The organism is Castellaniella sp. MT123, assembly GCF_039614765.1.
In the GTDB taxonomy this organism is placed as follows: domain Bacteria; phylum Pseudomonadota; class Gammaproteobacteria; order Burkholderiales; family Burkholderiaceae_B; genus Castellaniella.
The window spans coordinates 1,616,523-1,641,690 of record NZ_CP154879.1 but is presented as its reverse complement, the minus strand read 5'-3'; the positions used below and the strand labels follow the sequence as shown (position 1 = coordinate 1,641,690).

Sequence of the window (25,168 nt, the reverse complement as noted above, 5' to 3'; positions counted from 1 at the left end):
AAGTTTCGTTTTCCGTTTCGGATTCAAAAAGGGGCCGGACTTTTCGATTTTGAGTTGACCACTTTTTCGGGGTGAGGTCATTACCCTGTAATTGGCGCGGTCCAGTACCCAATGCGCCGAGCGGCAAGCGGGTGGGGCGGCATAGGACCCGAAGACCGTGTAAAGGGCATAATACAGCGCTCCCGCACTCCTAGCGCGTAAACGCGTCCCGATTCCGCCACAGCAGAATCAGACAGAGGCCGGCGGGTACGATCAGCGTGGCGTAGGCGAGGCCATAGCTGCCGGAAAATGACGCGATGGAGCCGAAGATGGGCGGACCGATGACGACACCCAGAAAGGTCATGGACAAGGTACCGCCCGTGGCGATGCTGGCTTGCCCAGGCGGCGCCTGACGGGCAACTTCCGCCAGGTACACGCCATTCCAGCCGATGGCACAGCCGCCGAACAGGCAAAGCACGATCAGGGTCGTGAGGCTGGAGTCGATGACTGACAGCAGGGGCGTTGCCAGTGCGCAGAGCGCGATCAACAGCGACAAGCCCATCAGGGTGCGGACAGCGTTCAAGTAATGATCAGACACGTAGCCCCACAGCAGACGTCCGCACACCCCTGCCGCCTGGGACGCAGCCAGCATGAAGCCGGCCGCGACCAGCTCCAGGCTCAGATCCTGGTGTAGAAAGGCAACCAGGTACGAGGTCAAGGACAACTGGGCAATGGAAAACAGGAATGACACCCCGGCGAGCACGGCCAGGCTCCGCTGGCTGAAGACCAGCCGGAGTGGTCCAATCAGCCCGTTACCGGCGGATAGCTTGCAAGTTGGGTCACGGTCGGCGTCCAGGGGGGCGCACAGCGGCTGGATGGCCAGGGCACAGCAGAGATTCGCGGCGGCGACGGCCAGAAAGGCCTCTCGCCAGCCTATCCATTGGGCCAGGCCGGGCACGATCAGTCCCGCCAGGACACCGCCCATCGGTACGCCAGTCTGTTTGATGGAGAAGACGAATGACATGCGGTGGGCGGGTGTGGTCCGGGCAAGCAGATGAGAACTGGCAGGGGTGATAGGACCATAGCCCAGGCCAACCAGCAGCGCACCGGCCGCCATCGCCGGGATCGATTCGACGGTGCACAGCGCCAGACCCAGTGCGCACGTGAGCAGGCCGGCCTGGCTGGCGCGGATGGCACCGAAGCGGCGTATTGTGGACCCCGCCAGCAGACTGGTGATGATCGCGCCTACGTAGGCGATGGCGACGTAGGTGCCGACATAGGCCGTCGGGATACCGAGCAGGTCGGAAATGAGGGGGGCAATGGCCGGCAGCGTCAGCAGCGACATCGACGCCAGGGACTGGATGGTCAGTGTGGCAGCAAGCGTGATCGTTGAGGACTCGATCGGCGGGCTTCGCATGGCGCGGTTCGTCAGTGTGCGCCGGGCCGGGCGCGCGCCAGTAGCTGTTGGGCATGCAGGACCACAGGACGGTCGATCATCCGGCCGTCCAGCTGGACTGCTTGTCCGTTCGCCGCAGCGTCAGCATCCAGCACTCGCTGCGCCCAGGATATCTCGTCGGGGCTGGGGTGAAGCGCCTGGTGAATGACAGGCACCTGGCGCGGATGGATGCACAACTTGGCGCCGAACCCGAAGCGCAGCGACTGCAGCGTATCCAGTCGCAGGCGGTCATCATCCTGTAATTCAACGGTGACGCCATCCACCGCAGGCGCCAAGTGATGGCGGCGGCCCGCTATCGTGAGGGCGAATCGCAAGGGGTCGAGCTCGGTTTTGTCTTCCGAACACTGGATGCCGGTGTCGGCCATGAAGTCGATGTGTCCCAGCACCAGGCGCGCGACGCCACCGCAGCCGGCGATGTCCGCCAGGGCGTCGTAACCCGCGGCGCTTTCGATCAGAGGCAGCAGAGCGATGCCGGGCTGTGCGGCGTGGACGGTTGCCAGGACGGTGGGTGATTCTGCCTTGGGAATCATCAGGCCAGCAGGCGGATGGTCCAGGCACGTCAGCCATGCCAGGTCTGTGGCTCCGTCCGGCAGCTCAGGTGAGTTGATGCGGATGACAATCGGGGTGCGGATGGTTCGCAGGTGCTGCCAAGCGGCCGCGATGGCGTCACGGGCAGTCTGTTTTTCGGCCGGGGGAACGGCGTCTTCCAAATCGAGCACGACGGCATCCGCACCGCTACGCATTGCCTTGTCGAAACGGTCCGGGCGGTTGCCGGGGACGAACAGAAAGGTGCGGGCCGTGTTCAGGGGCTGCGTGGCGTCCCGGGTCATCGGGTGCCCCGGCTTTCGAGAAGGCGTTCGATGGATGGCATATCGGCCAGGCTCCAGACTCGGGCGATCAAGGCGTCGATCTGGGCGTCGGATGCCGCATCCTGATACCGGCCCAAGCGCCTGACCTTTTCTTCGATCTCCGCACGGCTCAGTGTATTGTCCGGATCGCCTTTAGGTGTATCCACGCGGCCATGCAGTGTCTGGCCTTGATGCGTCGTGACCGTGACTTTGCCGATCCAGCGTTTGGGATAAGCCGCATCGACCTCCGCATCCAGTTGCATCGCGACGCGGGGCAGGAAGGCGCGGATGTCCGAGTCGGACAGGGCAGCGTCGAATTCCTGCAGGCCGGCCCGTTGGTGTTTGGCGATCAGTCCCAGGACTGTTCCCATGGAGAATTTCGATTGATGTACGGTCGTCGGATTGACGACGGGACCCAGCACGTCGATGGCCCCCTGGTGGACATGGGCAGTGACGGACTGGATGTCGTGGATCGATAATTGGTGCTCGCGAACGAGGCCGAGCAGGGCGTCAGCCGCCGGATGCGTGTGGCGGCAGGACGCATGGAATTTGAACGAGGTTTCCGACAGCGCCCAGCGCGTGCCTAGACCCTCGGTCAGCCGTTTCGGGTCGGCGTCGCTTGACATGCCGGCCGCCATTCCCTGGGGGCCTTCCAGGATGTGCGAGGCGCCGGTAAAGCCGCTTTCCGCCAGCCATGCCGCCATCAGGCCGTTGGCGGCTGCCTGGGCGGTGTGCAACTGTTTAGAGTCGGCGCCGTCGCGCAGGAATTCCCACAGGCCTGCAGCCTGGGTACCGGCGGACCCGAGCGCATGTCCCATTCGCGTGGCGTCCAGGCCCAGCAGCTTGCCGGTTGCCATGGCGGCCGCCAGTGTCCCGGCGGTGCCTGTGGTGTGAAAAATGGTGTAGTGCGAACGCCCTAGAAACTCACCGATGCGGATGCCGGACTCGTACCCGGCGACGATTGCGGTCAGTACGTCCTTACCAGAGGCACCGCGCGCCTGCGCGGTGGCGAGGACAGGGGGGATCACCACGGCGCCGGGATGGAATACCGAGCCGTTATGGACATCGTCTTGCTCTACCATATGCGCGGCGGCGGCATTGCACAGGGCTGCAAATGAGGGGCTGGTGCCTTCGCGGGTGACCATGTTTTCGGCGGGGCCGTCAAGGGGGCCCATGGTCTGCGCATACTTCACCAGGATCTGGACGGCCCGGCTGCTGGAGCCCGCTAGAATCGACCCCAGGCAGTCCAGCAGCAGGTCTTCCGCGCGGCGTAGTACGGGGGCGGGAATGTCCTCATATCGCAGGTCGGCGACGAATTGGGACAGTAGGGCGCTAGGATGTGTCATGGCATTCCTGGTCAAGGCTGGCCAAGCATCGCGTTTGACGCGGCCAGTGTTGGGATCCGGGCATTACTGTGCTTGATCCAGGCAGGGTTTGACTATTATTGTTTCCTTAAGACAGACTTTACGAATTTGAAGGATGGTCGTGCCTGTGCTGGCTATGGCCTCGGTGCCCACATAGGCGGTCAACGTGGTCATGGGTCGCTGTTCCCGCTCAGTGGTCCCAATGCGGCCTATGGCCAGGTTGTTGGCACAGGCGCGAATCTGGCGGCTAACCACATCAATGCCGACAAGCTGTACTGCGAGGTTCGAGTCTTGCACATTTACGAAGGGGCCACCGAGGTACAGCAACTCATCATCGCCCGCGATCTGCTGCGGGCGGCCGCCACCTGAGCGCTGCTCAAGTGACGGGGCGGCGTGCTTGCGCCTTAGCCGTGCTTCACCAGTTGGCAGGTGGATTCCTCTTCCGTGCCGTAGACGGATGGGGCGGGCAGGCGCTTCAGGATGGTGTAGTAATCCCAGGGGATACTGGATTCTCCGGACTGTTTCACCTGTGCGAGGAACATGTCGTGCATCATCAGCCCATCCGGGCGCACGTAGCCGTTTTTCACGAACATGTCATTGATCTTGTGCGACTTCATGTATTTCATGATGGTGTCGCCGTCATCCGTTCCAGCGGCCTTCACGGCGTTCAGGTAGGCCATGGTGGCCGAATAGTCGCCCGCCTGAAGGAAGGAGGGCGCTCGATGGTATTTGTCGAAGAAGGGTTTGGCCCAGACGCGCGATGCGTCATCCTGGTTCCAGTACCAGGCGATGGTCAGGTACATGCCTGCCGTGTTGTCCGGGCCCAGGGTATGGATGCTGTTGATGAGTGCCAGCAACGCGGCGATCTTCATGGTCTTGGAGACGCCGAATTCTTTGGCAGCCTTGACCGAGTTGATGAAATCGCCCCCTGCGTTGGCCAGGCCCAGGACCTGGGCACCGGAAGACTGCGCCTGCAGCATGAAGGATGAAAAATCGGATGTGGCCAGAGGCGCCCGGACATTGCCCAGCACTTTGCCGCCGGATCGCTCCACGACCTTTGCGGCGTCTTCTTCCAGTGATTTGCCAAAGGCATAGTCCGCCGTCAGGAAGAACCACGACTTGCCGCCCTGGGCCACGACGGCCGAGCCCGTGCCGCGCGCCAGAGCCACTGTGTTGTAGGCGTACTGGATGGTATAGGGGGTGCATTGTCCGTTGATGAGCGCTGAAGTGCCCGCGCCCACCACGAAGAAGGGCTTTTTGTGCTCGGCGGCGATGCCCGCCATGGCCAGCGCGGTGGCGGAGTTCGTGCCGCCGATCAGCATGTCCAGGTGCTCTTGGTCGAACCACTCGCGTGCCTGGGAAGCGGCGACGTCGGCCTTGTTCTGGTGGTCGGCGACCAGCAGCTCGATCTTCTTGCCGTCCACCTGGCCCCCGAAGTTCTGGATGGCCTGGCGTATCATGTCCGCGCCGGCGTTCCCATCGTCGTCGGCATACAGGCCGGAGAGGTCCCCAATGAAGCCGATGCGGACCACGTTGTCTGAAACGCCTTGGGCGGCCAGCGTGGCAGCGCTGGTGCCCAGTCCCACACCCGCTGCGAGGAGTGCAGCGGTCAAAGTGCGAAGTTTCATGAAAAGTCTCCTGGAATGGCCCGTTTTTGTCGGGGCGGGCTCGGGTTGACCTGTCGGCGGAAGTGTCGGCGGGCGGTAGGAGGCGCGGCTTACGGTCCAAGCAGCCGGACTGCGGTGGCGGCTTGCAGGGACTCGAGGGAGATATCCGCCAGAATCTCACGGACCACCACTCCGTGGGCGGTGATGTCGAGCACGGCCAGATCGGTATAGATGCGGTTGACGCAAGCCACGCCCGTGATCGGGTACGTGCAGTCGGGCACGATCTTGCTTTCTCCGTGCTTGGTCAGATGGTCCATCATGACGAAGACCTGCTTGGCGCCTATGGCGAGGTCCATGGCCCCACCCACGGCGGGAATGGCATCGGGCGCGCCGGTGCTCCAGTTGGCCAGATCTCCTCGTGCCGAGACCTGAAAGGCGCCCAGGACGCAGATGTCCAGATGCCCACCGCGGATCATGCCGAAGGAATCCGCCGAGTGGAAGTAGGCTCCGCCCGCCAGCAGCGTAGTGGGCTGCTTGCCGGCATTGATGAGCTCCGGGTCTTCCTCGCCTGGTGCCGGCGCTGGGCCCATCCCCAGGATACCGTTTTCACTTTGCAGGATGACTTCGCGGTCAGGCAGCAGAAAGTCCGAGATCAGCGTGGGTGCGCCGATGCCCAGGTTGACGAAAGCCCCATCGGGGATGTCGTGCGCCATGCGCCGGGCAACCTGTTCGCGGGTGAGGTGGTTCATGCGGCCTCCTGGCTGGCGTGGCATTCGACAATGCGGTGAACGAAGATGCTGGGCGTGACAATGGCCTCTGGGTCCAGTGCTCCCAGCGGCACCAGTTCCTGGACTTGGGCAATGGTGCAGGTGGCCGCCGAGGCCATGACAGGGGTGAAGTTGCGCGCCGATTTGCGGTAGACCAGATTGCCCCAGCGGTCGCCGCGATAGGCCTTGATGAGGGCATAGTCGGCGTGCAGCGCCTTCTCGAACACGTAGTGCTTGCCGTCGATTTCGCGGGTTTCTTTACCCTGTGCAAGCTGTGTTCCATACGCGGTGGGCGTGAAAAAGCCGCCGATGCCGGCGCCCGCCGCGCGCATGCGCTCGGCCAGGGTGCCTTGCGGCACGAGTTCGAGTTCGATCTTGCCTGCCCGATACAGGCCGTCAAATACGTAAGAGTCCACCTGACGCGGGAAGGAACAGATGACCTTGCGCACTCGCCCGTGCTTGAGTAGCGCGGCCACGCCGGTGTCGCCGTTGCCTGCGTTGTTGTTGACCAGGGTCAGATTGCTGGCGCCTTGTTCCAGCAGAGCGTCGATGAGTTCGACCGGCATTCCCGCTAGTCCGAATCCACCGATCAGAAGCGTGGACCCGTCCTGAATGTCCGAGACGGCATCGGACAGCGTGGCACAAACTTTGTTGATCACTTTGGGTGGCCTCTTTCAGGGTGCGATTCATGCAAAAACGGACCCGAAGGGGTCCGTGTCGTGGGTGGGGTCAGAGAGCCTTGACTAGTTCGGGTACCGCCTCGAAGAGGTCGGCCGCCAGACCATAGTCGGCCACTCCGAAAATCGGCGCCTCGGCGTCCTTGTTGATTGCCACGATCACCTTGGAATCCTTCATCCCCGCCAGGTGCTGGATCGCCCCCGAGATGCCGACAGCGACATACATCTGCGGGGCCACGATCTTGCCCGTCTGCCCTACCTGCCAGTCATTCGGGGCGTAGCCCGCATCGACCGCCGCGCGCGAGGCCCCCAACGCCGCCCCCAGCTTGTCGGCCAGCGGCTCGAGCAGTTTGAAGTTCTCCGCACTGCCCAGCCCTCGCCCGCCCGAGACTACCACGCGTGCCGCCGTGAGCTCGGGCCGGTCGTTTTTGGCGACCTCTCGCCCCACGAAGACCGAGCGACCCGCATCGGCCACCGCCGCCACGGGTTCGATCATCGCCTGTCCGCCTATGGCTGGCACCGCATCGAAGGCCGTCGTGCGCACCGTCACCACGTGCCGCGCCTCGGCGCTTTGCACCGTCGCCAGCGCATTGCCTGCGTAGATGGGCCGTATGAACGTGTCGGGCGAGACCACCGCCACAATGTCCGAGACCTGCGCTACATCGAGCTTGGCTGCTACGCGCGGGGCCACGTTCTTGCCACTGGCCGTCGCCGGAAAGACGACGTGGCTGTAGTCGCCCGCCACCGCCACCGCCAGCACCTGCGCAGCAACGTTCTCGGCCAGCCCCTCGGCCAGGTGGGGCGCATCGGCCAGCAGCACCTTGGTGACGTCCGCGACCTGCGCGGCCTGCTCGGCGACAGCCTGCGCCCCACAGCCCGCCACCAGCACGTGCACCTTGGCATCGATTGCAAGGGCCGCCGCTACCGCATTGCGCGTCGCGATGCTCAGCACCACATTGTTGTGTTCCGCAACGACCAGTACGCTCATTTCACCACCTTTGCTTCGTTCTTCAGCTTATCGACCAGCGTCACCACATCAGGCACGATCACCCCCGCCGAGCGAGCCGCGGGCTCGGTCACCTTCAGCGTCTTCAGGCGCGGGGTCACATCCACGGCCAGCGCCTCGGGTGTCACCGTTTCGAGCGGCTTTTTCTTCGCCTTCATGATGTTGGGTAGCGTCACGTAGCGCGGCTCGTTGAGCCGCAGGTCGGTCGTCACCACCGCAGGCAGCGTGAGGCTTACCGTCTCGAGTCCCCCATCGACCTCACGCGTGACCAGCACCCGATCGCCTTGCACCTCGAGCTTGCTTGCGTTGGTCGCCTGCGGCCAATCGAGCAGCGCCGCCAGCATCTGCCCTGTCTGGTTTGCATCGTCGTCGATCGCCTGCTTGCCCAAAATAACCAGCGATGGCGACTCCTGACCTGCCACCGCTGCAAGCAGTTTGGCCACCGCCAGCGGCTGCAGCTCGGCGTCGCTTTGCACCAGCACTCCCCGGTCGGCCCCGATGGCCAGCGCCGTGCGCAATGTCTCCTGGCACTGCGCCACCCCGCAGGAGATCGCCACTACCTCGCTGGCCACGCCTTTCTCTTTGAGGCGCACCGCTTCTTCCATCGCGATTTCATCAAACGGATTCATGGACATCTTCACATTGCCCACGTCCACCCCCGTTTGATCGGATTTCACGCGCACCTTGACGTTGAAGTCAACTACGCGCTTGACCGGGACCAAAACCTTCATTTTGTTTTCCTGGAACGAATTAAGCCAATTCACGCAGCATGTTGCGCGCAATGATCAGTTGCTGGATCTGGGTCGTACCTTCGTAGATACGGAACAGCCGCGCGTCGCGGTAGAAGCGCTCGATGCCGTATTCGCTCATGTAGCCAGCACCACCAAAAATCTGCACCGCGCGGTCGGCCACGCGGCCGCACATCTCGGAAGCAAACATTTTGGCGCAGGATGCTTCGGTGCTCACGGGGAGGCCGTCGTCGCGCCTGCGGGCCGCATCGATCACCATACAGCGCGCGGCATAGATTTCAGCCTTGCTGTCGGCCAGCAGGGCTTGGATGAGCTGGAACTCGCCGATGGCCTTGCCGAACTGATGGCGTTCGGAGGCGTATTTCAAGGCATCGGCCAGCATGCGTTCGGCCACGCCCACGCAGATGGCGGCGATGTGGATGCGGCCCTTGTCGAGCACTTTCATGGCGGTCTTAAAGCCGCGTCCTTCGATGCCGCCGATCAGGTTGGCCGCTGGCACTTTGCAGTTCTCGAAGATCACATCGCAGGTATGGGCGCCTTGCTGCCCCATCTTGCGGTCGCGCTTGCCCAGCGTGATGCCAGGCGACTTGGCTTCGACGATGAAGGCTGACACGCCTGCGGAGCCTTTGATGTTGGGGTCGGTGCGCGCCATCAAGGTGAAGATACCTGCGTGCGGCGCGTTGGTGATGAAACGCTTGGTGCCGTTGACCACATAGTGGTCCCCCTCGCGCCGTGCTGTCGTCTTGAGAGACCCGGCGTCGGACCCGGAGCCTGGCTCCGTCAACGCGAAGGATGCGATCACGTCCCCGGTGGCCATGCGCGGCAGATATTGCTGCTTTTGTTCGTCGGTGCCGTCGAACACGATGCCTTGCGAACCTATGCCGACCGTCGTGCCAATGATGGAGCGAAAGGCCGGAGACGTGTGGCCCAGCTCGAACATGGCGAGCACTTCTTCTTCCATTGTCAGCTGAAGCCCGCCGTATTGCTCCGGGATGGTGAGCCCGAACAGCCCGATGGCTTTCATTTCTTCGACGATGTCGTCCGGGATTTCGTCGGACTCCGCGACTTGTTCTTCGTTGGGGACCAGGCGCTCGCGTACGAAGCGTGAGATATTGTCCAGCAGGAGGTTCAGGGTTTCTTGATCTCTGATCATGGTGGCTCAGTCAAAAATTCGGTGCCCGTCGGGCAGGGGTGCGCCTTGGTTGGCGCTCGGGAAAGACACGTGTCAGGCGCGGATACCCGCCACCCCGTTGCCGAGGACGACGATGCCGCGCTCAGGCACTCGGGTCTGAAACTGTGCGGTGCCGTGGGTGGACTTCCAAATGTCGATTTGCAGGGTTTCGCCGGGGAATACCGGCGCGGAAAAGCGCCCGTGCAGGTAGGCCAGACGGTCGCCCTCGCCATCGCACAGCATGTTGACCACGGCGCGCGCGACCACTCCGTAAGTGCAGAGGCCATGCAGAATGGGCCGCGGAAATCCCGCCTTGGCGGCCACGGCCGGGTCGGCGTGCAAGGGGTTGTAGTCGCCATTGAGGCGGTACAGCAGTGCGGCCTGAGGCAGAGTGGTCAGCGTGCAGCTGGCATCCGGCGGTGTGGCGGGCACTTTGGGCAAGGGGTCGAGTGCGGCATCGCTGGTGCCGAACCCGCCGTCGGCGCGGCAGAAGGTGACTTGCTCGACGGTGGCCAGCAGCGCGTCGGTCGCCGCATCGTGGATTTTGCGCTCTGTGACGACCAGCGCGCCCTTGTCGGCGCCTTTGTCGATCACGTGCGTGATGCGGCTGCGCCCGATTACCTCGCCCTGGGCCGGAAATGGCGCGTGGAAATGCATGCGTTGTTCGCCATGCACGACCTTGGTCCAGGTGACGCCGGTCTTGGGGTCTTTCATCCAGAAGCCTGGGTATCCCATGACGGCGGCCATGGACGGAAAGACCTTGAGCCCGTCTTCGTAGACGTATCGCAGTTCGCGCGGGTCGGTGGGGTTATGTCCCAGCCCGATGCTCAGAGCATACAGAATCACGTCTTTGTGCGTATAGGCATGGCGCAGGTCTTTGAAGGGCCAGTGCTTGATGAGCGAATAATCGAGCGCCATGATCAGATGGGGTCCCAGTTGATGACGTCGGGTGATCGCTCTAGCTTGTAGAAGCTGCCCTGCATGGCCGGAATGGCGATCTGCGCAATCGACTCTGGTGTCCAGCCTTCGGACATGTGCACGGAACGGACGGGCCGCGGCTGGCTGAAGAGCATGATCTCGTTGGCACGGACCGAAAAGATTTGCCCGGTGACTTCGTGCGCGGCATCGCTGCCCAGATACACCACCAGAGGGGCGACCTTGCCGGCTTCCATCTTTTGCAGCTTCTTCACCCGGTCTTTTTCTTCCGGGGTGTTGGCGGGAATGGAGCTCGTCATGCTGGTCCAGGCAAAGGGTGCGATGCAGTTCGACCGCACGTGGAATCGCGACATGTCCAATGCAATGGACTTGGACAAGCCCACGATCCCCATTTTGGCCGATGAGTAATTGGCTTGTCCGAAGTTGCCGATCAGGCCCGATGTGGACGTCATGTGCACGTAGGCTCCCGACTCTTGCTGGCGGAAGAACGCCGCCGCCGCGTGGCTCACGAAGAACGAGCCATTCAGGTGCACGTCCAGCACCTGCGACCATTCTTCGTCAGACATCTTGTGGAACAGCCGGTCGCGCAGAATGCCCGCATTGTTCACGACGATGTCGATATGGCCGAAGGAATCGACCGCGGCCTGGATGATTTTTGCGGCACTGGCGGCACTCGAGACACTGTCGGTACACGCGACGGCGCTACCACCAGCCACCTTGATTTCGTCGACGACATGCTGGGCGTTCTCGGCGCTGACGTCGTTGACAACGACCTGAGCGCCGCTGGCCGCCATGGCCAACGCAATTCCCCGGCCTATGCCGCCACCTGACCCGGTCACTACAGCAACCTTGCCCTTGACCAACTCGCTCATTGTCATGCTCCTCTGTCGTCTGAATCGTGGAATCTGCAGTCGGTCCACGATAGAGAAAAAGCCGAGCTGCCTCAACTTCGAATTGCAAAAGCAAGCATTAATCAGCGCTTAACGAGTGACCATTATGATTATGTCTAGCCGGCTTTTGTTCGTTTGGCACTCAACGGGATGCTACCTCCCCGTGAACCGGGGCGCGCGTTTTTCGGCGAAGGCCTCCATGCCTTCCAGGTAATCGTTGGTCAGGCCCAAGGCCTTTTGCAAAGTGGTTTCCAGGTCCATCTGTTCGGCCAACGTGTGGTTTGCTGCGGCGTACAGGGCTTGTTTGGTGGCGGCGTAAGCGCGGGTAGGCCCTGCTGCCAGGCGCGCCTTGACGGATTGCAGGGTGTCGCTCAGCACTTCGTCTGGGATGCATTTCCAGATCAGGCCCCACTGCTCGGCCAGCGTGGCGGAGACGGGTTCGGCGAACAGTGAGGCACCCAGGGCGCGTTGCAGGCCTACCCGTTGCAGCCACGCGTGCGTGCCACCCGCGTCGGGCATCAAGCCGATGCGGGCGAAGGCTTGGATGAATCGGGCCGAGTGCACGGCGTAGACCAGGTCGCAGGCCAGCGCCAGGCTGACGCCTGCTCCGGCTGCTACGCCGTTGACGAAGCAGACGACGGGTGCGGGCAATGCGCGTAGACGTAGAACCAGAGGCGCATAGTTTTCTCGCAGGCCGCGCGACAGATCGCGCTTTTCACCGGGAGGGAGGGGTTTGCGTTCGCCGAGGTCCTGCCCGGCACAGAAGCCGCGGCCCGATCCTGTCAGGATCAGGCCGCGCAGGTCGTCTCGGGCTTCCAGGAAGTCCAGCGCGGCGCGGATGTCGGCATGCATGGCTTCCGTCATGCTGTTCAGGCTGTCGGGGCGGTTGAGCACGATGTGGCCTACTCCGCCGTCGTAGGAGAATTGGATGTGTTGGTAGGTATGGTCCATGCAGAGGCTCCGTGGTTTGCAAGGCTGAAACAGTCATTTAAGCAAAATGGAATTCACAGAGGTCTTGATTTGCAGAACACTTCTGTTCGTAAAGCTGAAGGCGCCCGCATCAAGCCGACCAGGCTCACCGAGGAGACCCATGTCTGACAAAATTGAACTTCCCGCCAACCCGTTGCCCTCGCAAGTTGGCGCTGACCTGTATTACAGGACGCAGCTGGACCAGGGGCATTTCCTGATCCAGCGTTGCGCGGCCTGCTCGCGGAACGTATTTTTTCCGCGCATGATCTGCCCGCACTGCGGCAGCGACCGTCTCGACTGGTTTTCCCCTTCGGGCGAAGGGGTGGTGTATTCCACGACGGTCGTGCATCGCAAGGCAGAGCAGGGCGGGGACTACAACGTCGCGCTCATCGACCTGAAAGAAGGGGTGCGCATGATGAGTCGCGTCGAGGGGCTGGCCCCCGCCGATGTGAAGATCGGCATGGCCGTCAAGGCCCGGGTGGTGGATGCAGATGGCAGCAAACTTGTGGTGTTCAATCTTTCGGGGGGCCGGTCATGATCGACAAGCGATTGAGAGGCGCCACAGCGATTGTGGGCGTCGGGCACGCGGGTCTGGGCTTCGCCACGGGCTACTCAGAACTCGAAATCCTGGCCCAGGCTTCACATCGCGCAGTGACCGATGCCGGTCTTACGATGCAGGACATCGACGGGATCTGCACGGCTAGCGTTGCGGCCACCATGTGGGTGATGCCGGTGATCGAACATCTGGGCATCCGGCCTACCTTTATTGAAAGCACCATGCTGGGCGGCTCCAGCTTTGTGGCGCATCTCATGCCCGCCATTCAGGCGCTGGAATCAGGCCAATGCAATGCGGTGCTGGTGTGTTATGGAAGCACGCAGCGCACGTCCAGCCTGAGCCGGGCCGAAGTGGGCCGTGTGCGCCGCTGGCTGGACCCGCAGCCTTACGAGACACCGTACAACCCTTTGAATCCGCTCAGCTCTTATGCGCTGGCGGCCGCCCGCCATATGCACCAGTACGGCACCACGCGCGAGCAGTTGGCCGAAGTTGCGGTGGCCGCGCGCCGCTGGGCGCAGCTTAACCCCGAGGCTCTGATGCGCGACCCGCTCACCCTCGACGAGGTATTGTCCGCGCGAATGGTGTCCGATCCGCTCACTATCCGCGATTGCTGCCTGGTAAACGACGGCGCTGGCGCTTATGTCCTGGTACGGGCTGACCGGGCCCGCTCGCTCAGGCAAAAGCCGGTCTATGTGTTGGGGAACTCGACGGCCTGCTGGAACCGGCAGATTTCTTCCATGGCTGATCTGACCGTAACGGCAGCCCAGCAGTCCGGGCGCATCGCCTTCGAGATGGCAGGGGTCAAGCCGTCCGATATCGACGTGGCCGAGCTCTATGACGCATTCAGCATCAATACGCTGTTGTTTCTTGAAGACCTGGGGTTTTGCAAGAAGGGTGAGGGGGGAGACTTCGTCAGTGGCGGCGGTATTGCGCCGGGCGGGCATTTTCCGGTGAACACCAATGGTGGCGGCCTCTCATGTCTGCATCCGGGCATGTATGGCATCTTCATCACAATCGAGGCTGTCCGGCAGTTGCGCGGGCAGTGTGGCGAGCGGCAGGTGCAGGGGGCCCAGCTGGCGCTGGTCAACGGCAACGGCGGCACCTTGTCCAGCCAATCGACGGCTATCCTGGGGACAGAAGACACCTTGTAGCCGGATCAGCGCGCCAAAGGCCGCCGGTCGGCTCGCGAGGGTTGTCGGGTTTGCTGAGGCGCGCGGCCGGCTTGGGATCAAAAGGAGACATCGTGGGTGAAGTGAATCAGTCCGAGCGCATTCATCACTTGCTGCGACGCCAGGCATTGGATCGGCCCGGGGCCATCTTGCTGCATCTCGAAGAGGGCGGCACCGTGACGTACGCCGACATGTGGCAGCGGGCGCAGCTGGCCAGTGACTGGCTGGCCGCGCAGGGGGCGAGGCTCGGCGATCGGGTGATGATCGTGGGCGAAAATTGCCCCGAGATGGTCCAGGTGCTATTTGCCTGCAGTGTGCTGGGTGCCTGGGCAGTTGGCCTGAATGCGCGCCTGAGCCACCGCGAGATCGAGGCTGTTCGTGCGCATGCACAGCCGGTGCTGACGCTGTACTTCAGCCGCACGTCGGCGACGGCGGCCGAGCATGCGGCGCAGTACGCCGCGCGTCCGGCGGATGCGTCGGTCTGGGGGGCGGGGAATCTCTGGTCGTCGGCCTCCGACGAGCCAGAAGCCGAGACCGGCCCGTTGGCCGGTGCGGTGGCCACCCTCATCTACACATCAGGGACGACCGGGGCGCCCAAGGCTGTCATGGTGCCCCATCAGGGGCTGGCGCATTTTGCGCGCATGTCGTCGGCTTCGCGTGGCCTGACGGCGGCTGACGTCAGCTATGCGGCCCTGCCGCTGTCACACATCTTCGGCATCGCCACCGTGCTCATGGCCACCGTGCAGGCGGGTGCCAGCCTGGTCGTGCGGCGACGCTTCGATCCCGCGGATCTGCTCAAGTCCCTTCAGTCGCCCGGACTGAGCATTCTGCAGGGGGTGCCGACTATGTACAGTCGCCTTCTGGCTGCTTTCCCAGCGCCTGTGAAGGCGCCGCGCCTGCGGTATGTCTATGCGGGCGGCTCGGCTCTGGACCCGACACTCAAGCAGCAGGTCGAGCATTACTTTGACCTGCCCATGCACCATGGATATGGCATTACAGAGTATGCCGGGTCGCTCTACGTCACCCCCATGGACAGGCCGCGCAGCGATTGCAGTGCCGGGTATCCGCTAGAGGGAGTCGAGCTGCGCCTGGGGGTTCCGGGCACCCCCGCCGTGCCAGTGGGCGAGTCAGGGGCCATCTACGTGCGGGGCCCTGGGGTGATGCTGGGTTATTACAAAGACCCTGAACGCACCCGCGAGGCGCTGTTGCCGGGGGGGTGGCTATGCACGGGTGATCTGGGGCGGCTGAGTGCCGATGGCGCCCTCTTCATCACGGGGCGCACCAAAGACATGATCATCCGGTCGGGCTTCAATGTGTATCCGCTTGAAGTCGAGGCCGTCATCAATACTTTCCCGGGAATCAAGCTTTCGGCGGTCGTGGGGCGCGACACGGCGGACGGCAATGAAGAGGTGATCGCCTTTTTTGAGCCGCTGCAGGCGGGTACCGTGGACCTAGACGCGCTGCGGGCGCACGTGCGGACACAGCTCGCGCCCTATAAGGTACCGGCGCGCCTGGTGCCGATTGACGTGATCCCGACCACCGTCAGCGGAAAAATCAAGAAGCAGCCGTTGCGTGAGCTTGCGGCTGCAGGAGCAGGAAATGACTGAAAGAATTGCGCCCCTTGCGGGGATCAAAGTGCTGGATCTGTCCAGAGTGCTGGCTGGCCCTTGGTGCACACAGAATCTGGCCGACCTGGGGGCCGACGTGATCAAGGTCGAGCGCCCGGCGGGCGGTGACGATACGCGGAAGTGGGGCCCGCCCTATCTGAAGGACGCCGAAGGCCGGGACACTAGCGAGGCTGCCTATTATCTGAGCGCCAACCGCAACAAGCGCTCCATCACAATCGACATCGGCAACCCCGAGGGCGCCGAGCTGGTGCGACAGATGGCGGCTCAGTGCGATGTGGTGGTCGAGAACTTCAAGGTGGGCAGCCTGAAGAAATACGGCCTGGATTATGACACCCTGAAGGCGCTCAATCCGGCCCTCATTTACTGCTCCATCACCGGGTTTGGGCAGACTGGGCCCATGGCGCCGTTACCTGGCTACGATTTCGTGATCCAGGGCATGGGCGGGCTCATGAGCATCACTGGCGAGCGCGATGACCGCCCGGGCGGCGGCCCGCAGAAGGCGGGCGTCGCCGTGACGGACATCATCACTGGCATGTACGCGACGGTCGCCATCCTGGGGGCCCTGCACGAGCGCAATCGCAGCGGCAAGGGCCAGCAGATTGACCTGGCCCTGCTGGATTGCCACGTGGCCATGCTTGCCAACCAGACCCTGAACTACATGACTTCGGGCGTGGCGCCGCGCCGGGCAGGCAATGCGCACCAGAATGTCGTGCCGTATCAGGTCTTCGAGGCCAGTGACGGCGAGTTCATCGTTGCTACCGGCACGGATGGCCAGTATCGCGCCCTGTGCGGCGTCATCGGGCGCCCGGATCTGGGAACGCATCCGGATTACATCCACAACGGCCAGCGGCTCAAGAACCGCGTGGCCCTCATTGCCGAGCTTGAGGCCAGCATACACACGCGGCCGCGTACCGAGTGGGTGGCCGCGCTGCAGAAGGTCGGTGTGCCATGTGGCCCCATCAATGACCTCAGTCAGGTGTTTGACAACGAGCAGGTGAAGCATCGTCAGATCTGGCGCACCTTGCCCCATCCGCTGGCGGGGCAGACACCCACGACAGCCAGCCCCATGTGTTTTTCCGAGACACCCATACAGTATCGGGCTGCGCCGCCTTTGCTGGGCCAGCACACGCAAGAAATCCTGGCCGAATTCGGGTTGCACGCGAGCGAGGCAGCGATCGGGCCGGGCAAGACGTCTTGATCGCACAGGAGCGCAAAATGACGAATTCCAATCCGACAGACTGGGTGGGGCACACCGAGCGTTGCCCCGACAACCTGGACGTGGGCCATGCCGAACAGGTGGCACTGAGTGTGGACGACACGGCCCCGGTGGTCGGCGATGCGTTGCCGCTGCTGTGGCACTGGGCCTTTTTCGTCCGGCCGCAGCCGTATGAGCTGTTGGGCGAGGATGGCCACCCCCACCGGGGCGGGTTTCTGCCCCTGGCCGATCATCGCAACCGCATGTGGGCCGGGGGGCGCATCAAGTTCCTGCAGCCGTTGCGTGTCGGGGCGCCCGCCGAGCGCCGATCCGAGGTTCGTGGGGTGGTTGAGAAAGAGGGCCGCACGGGCAAGCTGCTATTCGTCACGGTGGCGCATGAGTACCTGCAGGGCGGCACCCTGTGCATATCGGAAGAACAGGACATCGTCTATCGTGAGCCGTCACCACCCAGGCTGGAGGGCACCCGGCCTGTGCCGCAAGCCCAATGGTCCGAGTCGATAGAGCCCAGCCCTGTCCGTCTGTTTCGGTATTCCGCCGTGACTTTTAATGGCCATCGAATTCACTATGATGCGCCGTATGTGCGCGAGGTCGAAGGGTATCCCGGGCTGGTCGTGCATGGGCCGTTGATCGCCACCCTGATGATGCGGGCGTTTACGCGTACGCATCCTGGCCAGCGGGTGACGACGCTATCGTATCGCGGCATGCGTCCGCTCATCGCGCCCAGGACGTTTCAGGTGGCGGGCCGCTCTGATGCCCCGCAGGTCGCTCAGTTGTGGGCGGGCCAGGATGGCACTCTGGCTCATTGGGCCGAGATCGGTTTTGAAGGTTGATGCGCCGCACTGAACCTGGTTGAGCCCGCACGGGAGGCCGGTTCGACGGCCCGTCCTCCCCATGCGATCCGTGAGCCCTAGGGCTGCAGAAGATTTCCAATCACGGCCGTGTCGGCAAGCGTCCAGATCCGTTGGGTCAGGCGGTCGACTTCGGCGGGTGTGGCCGCGTTCTGGTAGGCCCCCAGGCGCCGTACCTTGTCTTCGATTTCAGGGCGTGTGAGTGTGTTCTCGGGATCCCCCTTGGGGAAATCCACGCGCCCCTCCAGTGTGAGTCCGCGTCGGGTCGTGACCGTGACCTTGCCGATCCACTGTTTGGGGTAGGCGGCGTCGACCTCGGGGTCGAGTTTCATCGTGACGCGACGACGGAAGTCGCGGATTTCGGGATCGGCGAGTGCCTGGTCGAATTCCGGCAGACCGGCGCGCTGATACTTCGCAATGAGCCCCAGCACGGTACCCATCGAGAACTTGGACTGGTGAACGGTGGTCGGATCCACGACAGGGCCCAGGACGTCAATGGCTCCCTGGTGCACGTGCGCCACGACAGATGCAATGTTGTCGATTTGCAGTTCATGGCGCTGCACGACCCGCAGCAACGCGTCGGCGGCCGGGTGAGTATGGCGGCAGGACGCATAGTATTTAAAGGACGTTTCCATCACGGCCCACCGGCTGCCTAGGCCGTCCACCAGCCGGGTCGGATCCGCATCGCCCTTGGACATGCCGGCTGCCATGCCTTGAGCGCCCTCCAGGATGTGACTGGCACCCGTGAACCCGTCGCGGGCGAGCCAGGCCGCCATGAGCCCATTGCCAGCCGCTTTGGCTGTATGCAGCTGTTTGGAATCCGCCCCGTCGCGCAGGAATTCCCAGAGGCCGGCCGCCTGTGTCCCCGCGGAACCCAGGGCGTGCAGCATCTGCTGGGTGTCCAGGTCCAGCAGGCGGCCCACCGCCGCAGCCGAGGCCAGCGCGCCGGCCGTCCCGGTGGTGTGGAACACCGCGTAATGAGAGCGGCCCAGGAATTCGCCCACGCGGATCCCGACTTCGTAGCCTGCGACAGAAGCAGTCAGCAGATCCCGGCCAGATTTGCCCAGAGCCTGCGCGATGGCCAGGGCGGGCGGAAAAGTCACGGCGGCCGGATGAAAGACGGCACCGTTGTGCACGTCGTCCTGTTCCACCATGTGTGCCGCAGCGGCATTCACCATGGCGGCAAACACCGGGCTGGTCGTGTGGCGGCTGACGATATTTTCCGAAGCGCCCTCTCGAGGGCCCATGGCCAGGGCATAGGCCAGAAGCGCCAGTACGGGGCGGCCGCTGGAACCCGCTAGAATAGATGCCAGACAGTCCAGCAGCAGATCTTCGGTACGCCGCAGAACGGGTTCAGGGATGTCGTTGAATTGCAGCTCGGCCGCGAATCGGGCGAGTTCCGCGCTGAAGTGTCGCATCTTGGCTCCTTGAGGGGGTTCTAGCTTGCGACTTTGCACTCTCGCGTCTGCTTTGCCTATTTTTGTTTCTTGAAGAACCGCTTAAGCTGGACAGAGGATCTCGCATCGTCATGGCTTCACACTTCGATTTGACCGACATGCAGTTGCTGGTGAATGTCGCCAGCGCCATGAGCCTGACCAAGGCGGCGGAACACACTTTTCTGTCGTTGCCCGCGGCCAGCAATCGGGTGAAGAACCTGGAAGGCTACCTAGGCGTCCCGCTGCTGTACCGCAATAGCCAGGGCGTTACTCTCACGCCTGCGGGCGAGGCCTTCGTGCGGCATGCGCGCATTGTCCTGCATCAGTTGCAGCATCTGCGTGGCGACATCCAGGAATATGCGCAAGGGGTCAAGGGCCGCGTGCGGCTGTATGCTAATACGACGGCCATGAATGAATTCGTCCCGGCGGCGCTGGAGCGTTATCTGGTCAGTCACCCCGCTGTCAATATCGAGTTGCGCGAGCGGCTCAGCTATCAGGTCGTGAAGGCGGTGGCCGAGGGCGCCGCAGACATCGGCATCACAGCCCAGGGCAGCGGCGGAGCCGGGGTCAAGTTCACGCCCTACCGCAGCGACCACCTGGTCCTGGTGACCCACCGGGACCATCCCCTGGCTCGCGCGCAAGGCCCCCACAGTTTTGCCGGTACGTTGGATTACGACTTCATCAGTCTGGCCGAGTCCAGCGCCATCCACTCCTTTCTTCTCACGGCGGCCGAAGACAGTGGCCGGTTCTTGCGCGTGCGGGTGGAAGTCAGCAACTTTGAAACCGCCTGCCGCCTGATCGCGGCTCAGGTCGGCATAGGGGTTATCCCTGAAACTGCTGCGCTGCGTTACGTGCAGGTGTTGCCCCTGAAAATCACCTACCTCACCGACGAATGGGCGTTGCGCCAGCTGCACATCTGCATCCCTGCAGCGACTGAATTGCCTGCATTCTCGCAAGAACTGGTGGACTTGCTGATGCGGGATGCGGCGCAGGCAAGCCACAATGACAGCTCTGATCTTAAGATTGTGTAAAGCCTCCGTTCGTCAAAACCGAATTGTCAGGCCTGGTAGATTCCTTCACGCTAACGTCCAGTCGAATCGGATTCTGAGCCCGAGCGTACGCCACTGAATGGCCGAGCCTTGCGAACGTATCCGACGAGTTCCTAGAAGAGTGCACAACACGAACGTCTGCACCGGCTTTCGTGGATGGAGGATCAATGGTCAAGGCGCAGGAGCAATTTCAGGACATTCGCGATGCGATTCGCGATTTGTGTTCTCAATTCGGTGACGATTATTTCCGGCGTATTGACGAGCAGCGCGGCTACCCGGCCGAGTTTGTCGACGCACTGACAAAGGCAGGGTGGCTGGCCGCGCTGATCCCACAGGAATATGGCGGCTCGGGGTTGGGCCTGACCGAGGCCTCCGTCATCATGGAAGAGATCAACCATGCGGGGGGGAACTCGGGTGCATGCCACGGTCAGATGTACAACATGGGCACAGTCTTGCGCCATGGTTCCGAAGCGCAGAAGCAGCAGTGGCTGCCCAAGATCGCCAATGGCGAGTTGCGCTTGCAGTCCATGGCCGTGACCGAACCCACCACGGGTACTGACACTACCCGCCTGAAGACGACAGCCGTGCACAAGGATGGGCGCTATGTCGTCAACGGCCAGAAGGTCTGGATTTCGCGGGTACAGCATTCCGATCTGATGGTTTTGCTGGCGCGTACGACACCGCTGGATCAGGTGAAACGAAAATCCGACGGCATGTCGATCTTCATGGTGGATTTGCACCACGCCATCGGCCATGGTCTCACCGTGCGGCCTATCCTGAACATGGTCAATCACGAGACCAACGAGCTCTTCTTCGAGAATCTGGAAATTCCCGAAGAAAACCTGATCGGAGAGGAAGGCAAGGGCTTCAAGTACATTCTGGACGGGCTCAACGCCGAGCGCACACTGATTGCCGCCGAATGCATCGGCGATGGCTACTGGTTCGTGGATCGTGCCCGCAAATACGTGGGTGAGCGCATGGTCTTCGGGCGCCCGATCGGGCAGAACCAGGGGGTGCAGTTCCCCATCGCCCGTGCTTACGTCAACGTAGAGGCTGCCAGCCTGATGCGCTATCAGGCGTGCGCACTCTTTGACGCGCACCAGGATTGCGGTGCCCAGGCCAATATGGCCAAGCTTTTGGCAGCCGATGCGTCCTGGGAAGCGGCGAATGCCTGCCTGCAGTCGCACGGCGGCTTTGGTTTTGCCTGCGAATACGACGTAGAGCGCAAGTTTCGCGAGACGCGCCTTTATCAGGTCGCACCGATTTCCACCAATCTGATTTTGTCTTATGTGGGCCAGCATGTCCTTGGTATGCCGCGTTCGTTCTAAAGGGGCCCCAGTATGTTGCCTTTGAATGGCATGACAGTCGTGACGCTCGAGCAGGCCATCGCAGCGCCGTTTTGCACGCGCCAGCTGGCCGATCTTGGTGCCCGCGTCATCAAGATCGAGCGCCCGGGCAGTGGCGATTTCGCCCGTGGCTACGACGAGCGCGTGCGCGGTTTGTCCTCACATTTCGTCTGGACCAACCGCTCCAAGGAAAGCCTCACCCTGGACGTGAAGCATGCGTTGGCGGCCGACATCCTCGAGCGCCTTCTGGCTCGGGCCGATGTCTTGGTGCAGAACCTGGCTCCTGGCGCCGCGGATCGTCTGGGTCTGTCCTTCGAGGCCCTGCATGAGCGCTTTCCCAGGCTCATCGTCTGCAATATCTCAGGCTACGGCAATCAAGGTCCCTATCGGGATAAAAAAGCCTACGATTTGCTCATCCAGAGCGAATCCGGTTTCTTGTCCGTGACGGGCTCTCGCGACGAACCGGCCAAGGCCGGATGCTCGATCGCCGACATTGCCGCCGGCATGTATGCATATTCGAACATTCTGGCGGCGTTGTTGCAGCGCGGCCAGACGGGGGAGGGGCGCCGGATCGACGTGTCCATGCTCGAGAGCATGGTCGAGTGGATGGGGTACCCGATGTATTACGGCTTCGACGGGGCCTCACCGCCTCAGCGTAATGGCGCGTCGCATGCCACTATCTACCCTTATGGGCCGTTCGCGGCGGGCGATGGCAAGACAGTGATGTTGGGTCTGCAAAATGAGCGCGAGTGGCGTGTCTTCTGCGAGCAGGTGCTGCAGCAACCCGCATTGGCGGATGATGAGCGCTTCTCTTCGAATTCGCGGCGATCGGCTTCCAGCGAAGCCTTACGCACGATCATTCTGAGCTGTTTCGAGTCGCTGACGGCCGATGAAGTCGTGACGCGGCTGGACGCGGCCCGCATTGCCAACAGCCACCTCAATACCATGGCCGACGTGTGGCAGCATCCGCAATTGCAGGCGCGCCAACGCTGGGTTTCCGTACCAAGCCCGGTGGGCCAGCTGCCGGCCCTACTGCCGCCGGGGATCGATGGCGCGGCCGACGTGCGTATGGACGCCATCCCCGCGCTGGGAGAACACACGCAGGCCATTCTCGCCGAGTTTGGTTTCACATCTGATGCCATTGCGCATCTGCGCACTGGGGGGGCTGTATGACGGTTCCAACCATTCTGCGGAACCCGGCATTGCCCGTCGTAGCAGCCCCCATGTTTACGGTGAGCTATCCCGAGCTGGTATTGGCCCAGTGCGAGGCTGGCATCGTGCGGGCCATGCCAGCGCTCAATGCGTGGCTAAGCAGAATGTAGTTTCCACCGAAGTCTGTGGCAGTTAAATCAAGGAGAGACAAAATGGTTCGAAAATTGAGCAGCATGCTGGCGCTGGGGGCGGTCGCGCTCTGCTTTCAGGTCGGGCCCGCGAGCGCGGAAGAGTTCACCGTCGGGGTCGACCTGCCCTTGACCGGGCACTTCGCCAAGCAGGGGATTGGCCAGATGCGCGGCATCAAGATCGCCGCCGAAGCCTTCAAAGAGGCATCGGGCGGCAAGGACAGCATCAAGCTGGTGACCATCGACAACGAGTCACAGCCTGCCAAGTCGGTGGCCGCAGTCGAAAAGCTGGCCAGCCAGGGCGTGGTTGCGATCACGGGCGGCTATGGGTCCAACGTGGTGGGCCCGGCTTCCGAGGCAGCCAACAAGCTGGGCGTGCCGTATGTGTCCAGCGGCGCCATTGCCGATAGTCTCACCAAGCGCGGCCTGAAGTATTACTTCCAAATTCTGAATACCGAAGGTTATTCCAGGCCGGTGATCGAGCTGATCAAGACATTCAAGGTCAAGTCGGTTTCGCTGGTCTACAGCACGGCCGAATCGACCTCGGCGCTGGCCAGGGATGCCCAGAAAGGGCTGGAGGCGGCCGGGTTGAAGGTCATGATGCACCAGTACGAACCCAGTACGACCAGTTTCACGCCCATCCTGAACAAGGTGCGCCTGCAGGATAAGCCAGACGTCTTGCTGATGGTGGGGTATCAGAATGATGAGATCGGTATCCTTCGGGCGGCCAAGCTGCTCAAGCCGGCCGTCAAGACCATCGTGGGCACGTACGAGGTAGCGGTCCCCGAGATGGTCACGGAAAACCCGGATCTGGTGCAGAACGTCTTTGGCCTGTCGCTGCTGAGCTTCCCAGCCGAGTTTCCGACGCCGGACGGCAAGACGTTTTCCGCCATTCACCGCAAGATCTTTCCGGGTGAAGACTTCGGCTATATCGAAGAATACGGCTATGCGGGCGCCAAGGTGGTCTTCGATGCGCTCTTGAAAGCGACGGCTAGTGGCCAAAAGGCCTCGCGGGACAGCCTGCGCGACATCATTGCCAAGACGGACGAGGACACAGTGCTGGGCAAGATCCGCTTTGATGCGGGTGGCCTGAACACTGAGTACATGCAGCATATCGGCCAGATTCAGGGCAAGAAAGTCGTGATCGTCTGGCCAGATGATCAGGCGACCGGAAAAATGGTGTACCCGGGTCTGCCGTGGTAGGTGCTTGACCGTCTGCGGGATGCGAGGCAGCAGTCTGCCCCGGCCCCCGCAGGCGCGAGCTGCATATCCAATAAGGGTTTTTTCATGATTGATCTTATCCTACAGTCCGTTTATTCCGGGATCTTGCAGGGTGGCCTTTACGCGCTCATCGGCCTGGGGCTCGCGCTTGTTTTCGGGACGATGAACGTCATCAACTTTGCCCATGGCGAGCTGATCCTGCTGGCGGCGTACATGGCCTACGTGGTTGAAACCCAGCTGGGGATCAGCCCGCTCTTCGCGATTCCGGTGGCGCTGGTGCTGGTCTGCCTGTGCTCTGTCCTTATTTATTGGCTGATCAGCCTGATCCGCGCGGACCGCGAACTCAATTCGTTGATTCTCAGTTATGGCGTGGCCGTGATCATGACCAACGCCTTCTTGTTCATCTGGAAGGCTGACCCTCATTCCACGGGCTCAGCCTGGCTGCAGGATGCGGTTGTGGTGGGGCCATTGTTCAGCATGAAGGCGCAGGTGCTGTTCTTCGTCATTGCCGCCATTTTGCTCGTCGGGCTCTGGTGGTGGTTGTCGCGCAGCTGGTATGGGCGGGCCGTGCGGGCCGTGGCCAGCAATCGTGCAGCGGCCACGCTCATGGGCATCAATCCGCACGCCACGGAAATCATTTCCTTCCTGATTGCTGGGATATTGGCGGCATTTGCGGGGGTTGCCATCTTCAGCTATGAAGTAATTCAGCCGTCCATCGGTGAGTCGCTCACCATCAAAGCCTTCATCATCACTGTACTGGCCGGTCTGGGGTCTATCCCCGGCGTGCTGATTGGCGGGATTCTGCTCGGGTTGGTCGAGGCGATGACGGCCACGCTGTATAGCTCGGCGCTGCAGGAACTGGTGGCGATGGTGCTGTTTCTGCTGGTGCTGTTCTTCATGCCCAATGGGCTGTTTGGTCTCCGGGCGAGAAGGGGTTGAC

Annotated in this window: 23 protein-coding genes and 2 pseudogenes; 12 read left to right on the top strand and 13 right to left on the bottom strand. The window is 62.4% G+C overall.

Translation table 11 applies throughout. From position 1 onward, the window contains the following. Positions 1–190: 190 nt before the first annotated feature. Genes ABCV34_RS07655 through ABCV34_RS07645 form a run of 3 tightly spaced genes read right to left on the bottom strand, consistent with a single transcriptional unit; the run spans position 191 to position 3,629 of the window. Positions 191–1,396 (bottom strand): MFS transporter, encoded by a 1,206-nt coding sequence (locus ABCV34_RS07655; protein WP_345798605.1) that lies wholly within the window; start codon positions 1,394–1,396, stop codon positions 191–193. A gap of 11 nt (positions 1,397–1,407) precedes the next feature. Further along, a complete protein-coding gene (locus ABCV34_RS07650; RefSeq protein WP_345798604.1) occupies positions 1,408–2,265 on the bottom strand; it encodes a CoA ester lyase in 858 nt (285 codons plus the stop codon). Next, a complete protein-coding gene (locus ABCV34_RS07645; RefSeq protein WP_345798603.1) occupies positions 2,262–3,629 on the bottom strand; it encodes an MmgE/PrpD family protein in 1,368 nt (455 codons plus the stop codon). Before ABCV34_RS07645 ends, ABCV34_RS07650 begins: the two co-directional genes overlap by 4 nt. A gap of 282 nt (positions 3,630–3,911) precedes the next feature. On the opposite strand from ABCV34_RS07645, the pseudogene ABCV34_RS07640 reads away from it, so the two are divergent. Continuing rightward, positions 3,912–4,016 (top strand): annotated as a pseudogene (locus tag ABCV34_RS07640) (acyl-CoA dehydrogenase family protein); the annotation flags it as partial. A gap of 35 nt (positions 4,017–4,051) precedes the next feature. Here ABCV34_RS07640 and ABCV34_RS07635 read toward each other — a convergent pair. The 9 genes from ABCV34_RS07635 to ABCV34_RS07595 all read right to left on the bottom strand — a co-directional run bounded on the left by ABCV34_RS07635 (position 4,052) and on the right by ABCV34_RS07595 (position 12,401). Then, positions 4,052–5,275 carry an ABC transporter substrate-binding protein gene (locus ABCV34_RS07635; RefSeq protein ID WP_345798602.1) on the bottom strand — a complete coding sequence of 408 codons (1,224 nt, stop codon included), beginning with the start codon at positions 5,273–5,275 and terminating at the stop codon, positions 4,052–4,054. An 89-nt stretch (positions 5,276–5,364) separates the two neighbouring features. Next, complete coding sequence (locus ABCV34_RS07630; RefSeq protein WP_345798601.1) at positions 5,365–6,003, bottom strand: 3-oxoacid CoA-transferase subunit B; 639 nt, start codon at positions 6,001–6,003, stop codon at positions 5,365–5,367. Continuing rightward, entirely contained in the window at positions 6,000–6,680 is a 681-nt protein-coding gene (locus tag ABCV34_RS07625; protein ID WP_345798600.1) for a 3-oxoacid CoA-transferase subunit A, read from the bottom strand. Before ABCV34_RS07625 ends, ABCV34_RS07630 begins: the two co-directional genes overlap by 4 nt. Positions 6,681–6,750: 70 nt before the next feature. Beyond that, complete coding sequence (locus tag ABCV34_RS07620) at positions 6,751–7,686, bottom strand: FAD-binding protein (protein ID WP_345798599.1); 936 nt, start codon at positions 7,684–7,686, stop codon at positions 6,751–6,753. Continuing rightward, positions 7,683–8,435, bottom strand: a complete 753-nt coding sequence (locus ABCV34_RS07615; protein ID WP_345798598.1) for an electron transfer flavoprotein subunit beta/FixA family protein — start codon at positions 8,433–8,435, stop codon at positions 7,683–7,685. Before ABCV34_RS07615 ends, ABCV34_RS07620 begins: the two co-directional genes overlap by 4 nt. 19 nt (positions 8,436–8,454) lie before the next feature. After that, complete coding sequence (locus ABCV34_RS07610) at positions 8,455–9,606, bottom strand: acyl-CoA dehydrogenase family protein (protein WP_345798597.1); 1,152 nt, start codon at positions 9,604–9,606, stop codon at positions 8,455–8,457. Between the two features lie 72 nt (positions 9,607–9,678). After that, a complete protein-coding gene (locus ABCV34_RS07605) occupies positions 9,679–10,542 on the bottom strand; it encodes a MaoC/PaaZ C-terminal domain-containing protein (protein ID WP_345798596.1) in 864 nt (287 codons plus the stop codon). Positions 10,543–10,544: 2 nt separating this feature from the next. Further along, positions 10,545–11,432 carry an SDR family NAD(P)-dependent oxidoreductase gene (locus tag ABCV34_RS07600; protein WP_345798595.1) on the bottom strand — a complete coding sequence of 296 codons (888 nt, stop codon included), beginning with the start codon at positions 11,430–11,432 and terminating at the stop codon, positions 10,545–10,547. Between the two features lie 171 nt (positions 11,433–11,603). Then, complete coding sequence (locus ABCV34_RS07595) at positions 11,604–12,401, bottom strand: enoyl-CoA hydratase-related protein (protein WP_345798594.1); 798 nt, start codon at positions 12,399–12,401, stop codon at positions 11,604–11,606. Between the two features lie 139 nt (positions 12,402–12,540). Between ABCV34_RS07595 and ABCV34_RS07590 the strand changes: the two genes are divergently transcribed. The 5 genes from ABCV34_RS07590 to ABCV34_RS07570 all read left to right on the top strand — a co-directional run bounded on the left by ABCV34_RS07590 (position 12,541) and on the right by ABCV34_RS07570 (position 17,818). Continuing rightward, positions 12,541–12,957 (top strand): Zn-ribbon domain-containing OB-fold protein, encoded by a 417-nt coding sequence (locus tag ABCV34_RS07590; protein ID WP_345798593.1) that lies wholly within the window; start codon positions 12,541–12,543, stop codon positions 12,955–12,957. Beyond that, on the top strand, positions 12,954–14,126 hold the full coding sequence (locus ABCV34_RS07585; RefSeq protein ID WP_345798592.1) for a thiolase: 1,173 nt from the start codon (positions 12,954–12,956) through the stop codon (positions 14,124–14,126). Before ABCV34_RS07590 ends, ABCV34_RS07585 begins: the two co-directional genes overlap by 4 nt. Positions 14,127–14,227: 101 nt before the next feature. Further along, the gene (locus ABCV34_RS07580) at positions 14,228–15,751 is read left to right on the top strand and encodes a class I adenylate-forming enzyme family protein (RefSeq protein WP_345798733.1); all 1,524 of its coding nucleotides are present in this window, start codon (positions 14,228–14,230) and stop codon (positions 15,749–15,751) included. Further along, positions 15,744–16,970, top strand: coding sequence for a CaiB/BaiF CoA-transferase family protein (locus ABCV34_RS07575; RefSeq protein ID WP_345798591.1), 1,227 nt, complete (start codon positions 15,744–15,746; stop codon positions 16,968–16,970). Before ABCV34_RS07580 ends, ABCV34_RS07575 begins: the two co-directional genes overlap by 8 nt. 17 nt (positions 16,971–16,987) lie before the next feature. Next, entirely contained in the window at positions 16,988–17,818 is an 831-nt protein-coding gene (locus tag ABCV34_RS07570; RefSeq protein ID WP_345798590.1) for an itaconyl-CoA hydratase, read from the top strand. A 77-nt stretch (positions 17,819–17,895) separates the two neighbouring features. Here ABCV34_RS07570 and ABCV34_RS07565 read toward each other — a convergent pair whose 3' ends face one another. After that, the gene (locus ABCV34_RS07565; RefSeq protein WP_345798589.1) at positions 17,896–19,254 is read right to left on the bottom strand and encodes an MmgE/PrpD family protein; all 1,359 of its coding nucleotides are present in this window, start codon (positions 19,252–19,254) and stop codon (positions 17,896–17,898) included. A 110-nt stretch (positions 19,255–19,364) separates the two neighbouring features. Here ABCV34_RS07565 and ABCV34_RS07560 point away from each other — a divergent pair, with 110 nt between their 5' ends. The 6 genes and pseudogenes from ABCV34_RS07560 (at position 19,365) to ABCV34_RS07535 (ending at position 25,167) form a co-directional block, all read left to right on the top strand. Further along, positions 19,365–20,303, top strand: a complete 939-nt coding sequence (locus ABCV34_RS07560; protein ID WP_345798588.1) for a LysR substrate-binding domain-containing protein — start codon at positions 19,365–19,367, stop codon at positions 20,301–20,303. Between the two features lie 185 nt (positions 20,304–20,488). Then, the gene (locus tag ABCV34_RS07555; RefSeq protein WP_345798587.1) at positions 20,489–21,649 is read left to right on the top strand and encodes an acyl-CoA dehydrogenase family protein; all 1,161 of its coding nucleotides are present in this window, start codon (positions 20,489–20,491) and stop codon (positions 21,647–21,649) included. A gap of 12 nt (positions 21,650–21,661) precedes the next feature. Further along, entirely contained in the window at positions 21,662–22,840 is a 1,179-nt protein-coding gene (locus ABCV34_RS07550; protein ID WP_345798586.1) for a CaiB/BaiF CoA-transferase family protein, read from the top strand. Beyond that, a pseudogene (locus ABCV34_RS07545) lies at positions 22,837–22,971 on the top strand (nitronate monooxygenase); the annotation flags it as partial. The gene ABCV34_RS07550 and the pseudogene ABCV34_RS07545, both read left to right, overlap by 4 nt. A 60-nt stretch (positions 22,972–23,031) precedes the next feature. Continuing rightward, positions 23,032–24,210, top strand: coding sequence for an ABC transporter substrate-binding protein (locus tag ABCV34_RS07540; protein ID WP_345798585.1), 1,179 nt, complete (start codon positions 23,032–23,034; stop codon positions 24,208–24,210). Further along, on the top strand, positions 24,211–25,167 hold the full coding sequence (locus ABCV34_RS07535; protein ID WP_345798584.1) for a branched-chain amino acid ABC transporter permease: 957 nt from the start codon (positions 24,211–24,213) through the stop codon (positions 25,165–25,167). It begins immediately after the preceding gene. The last annotated feature ends 1 nt before the right edge of the window (position 25,168 follow it).

Coding starts and splice junctions, on each gene's coding strand:
- ABCV34_RS07595 (WP_345798594.1), bottom strand. CDS start 12,401: ATGGACCATACCTACCAACACATCCAATTCTCCTACGACGGCGGAGTA.
- ABCV34_RS07630 (WP_345798601.1), bottom strand. CDS start 6,003: ATGAACCACCTCACCCGCGAACAGGTTGCCCGGCGCATGGCGCACGAC.
- ABCV34_RS07560 (WP_345798588.1), top strand. CDS start 19,365: ATGGCTTCACACTTCGATTTGACCGACATGCAGTTGCTGGTGAATGTC.
- ABCV34_RS07540 (WP_345798585.1), top strand. CDS start 23,032: ATGGTTCGAAAATTGAGCAGCATGCTGGCGCTGGGGGCGGTCGCGCTC.
- ABCV34_RS07590 (WP_345798593.1), top strand. CDS start 12,541: ATGTCTGACAAAATTGAACTTCCCGCCAACCCGTTGCCCTCGCAAGTT.
- ABCV34_RS07655 (WP_345798605.1), bottom strand. CDS start 1,396: ATGCGAAGCCCGCCGATCGAGTCCTCAACGATCACGCTTGCTGCCACA.
- ABCV34_RS07565 (WP_345798589.1), bottom strand. CDS start 19,254: ATGCGACACTTCAGCGCGGAACTCGCCCGATTCGCGGCCGAGCTGCAA.
- ABCV34_RS07645 (WP_345798603.1), bottom strand. CDS start 3,629: ATGACACATCCTAGCGCCCTACTGTCCCAATTCGTCGCCGACCTGCGA.
- ABCV34_RS07650 (WP_345798604.1), bottom strand. CDS start 2,265: ATGACCCGGGACGCCACGCAGCCCCTGAACACGGCCCGCACCTTTCTG.
- ABCV34_RS07635 (WP_345798602.1), bottom strand. CDS start 5,275: ATGAAACTTCGCACTTTGACCGCTGCACTCCTCGCAGCGGGTGTGGGA.
- ABCV34_RS07620 (WP_345798599.1), bottom strand. CDS start 7,686: ATGAGCGTACTGGTCGTTGCGGAACACAACAATGTGGTGCTGAGCATC.
- ABCV34_RS07570 (WP_345798590.1), top strand. CDS start 16,988: ATGACGAATTCCAATCCGACAGACTGGGTGGGGCACACCGAGCGTTGC.
- ABCV34_RS07575 (WP_345798591.1), top strand. CDS start 15,744: ATGACTGAAAGAATTGCGCCCCTTGCGGGGATCAAAGTGCTGGATCTG.
- ABCV34_RS07555 (WP_345798587.1), top strand. CDS start 20,489: ATGGTCAAGGCGCAGGAGCAATTTCAGGACATTCGCGATGCGATTCGC.
- ABCV34_RS07600 (WP_345798595.1), bottom strand. CDS start 11,432: ATGAGCGAGTTGGTCAAGGGCAAGGTTGCTGTAGTGACCGGGTCAGGT.
- ABCV34_RS07550 (WP_345798586.1), top strand. CDS start 21,662: ATGTTGCCTTTGAATGGCATGACAGTCGTGACGCTCGAGCAGGCCATC.
- ABCV34_RS07610 (WP_345798597.1), bottom strand. CDS start 9,606: ATGATCAGAGATCAAGAAACCCTGAACCTCCTGCTGGACAATATCTCA.
- ABCV34_RS07585 (WP_345798592.1), top strand. CDS start 12,954: ATGATCGACAAGCGATTGAGAGGCGCCACAGCGATTGTGGGCGTCGGG.
- ABCV34_RS07615 (WP_345798598.1), bottom strand. CDS start 8,435: ATGAAGGTTTTGGTCCCGGTCAAGCGCGTAGTTGACTTCAACGTCAAG.
- ABCV34_RS07605 (WP_345798596.1), bottom strand. CDS start 10,542: ATGGCGCTCGATTATTCGCTCATCAAGCACTGGCCCTTCAAAGACCTG.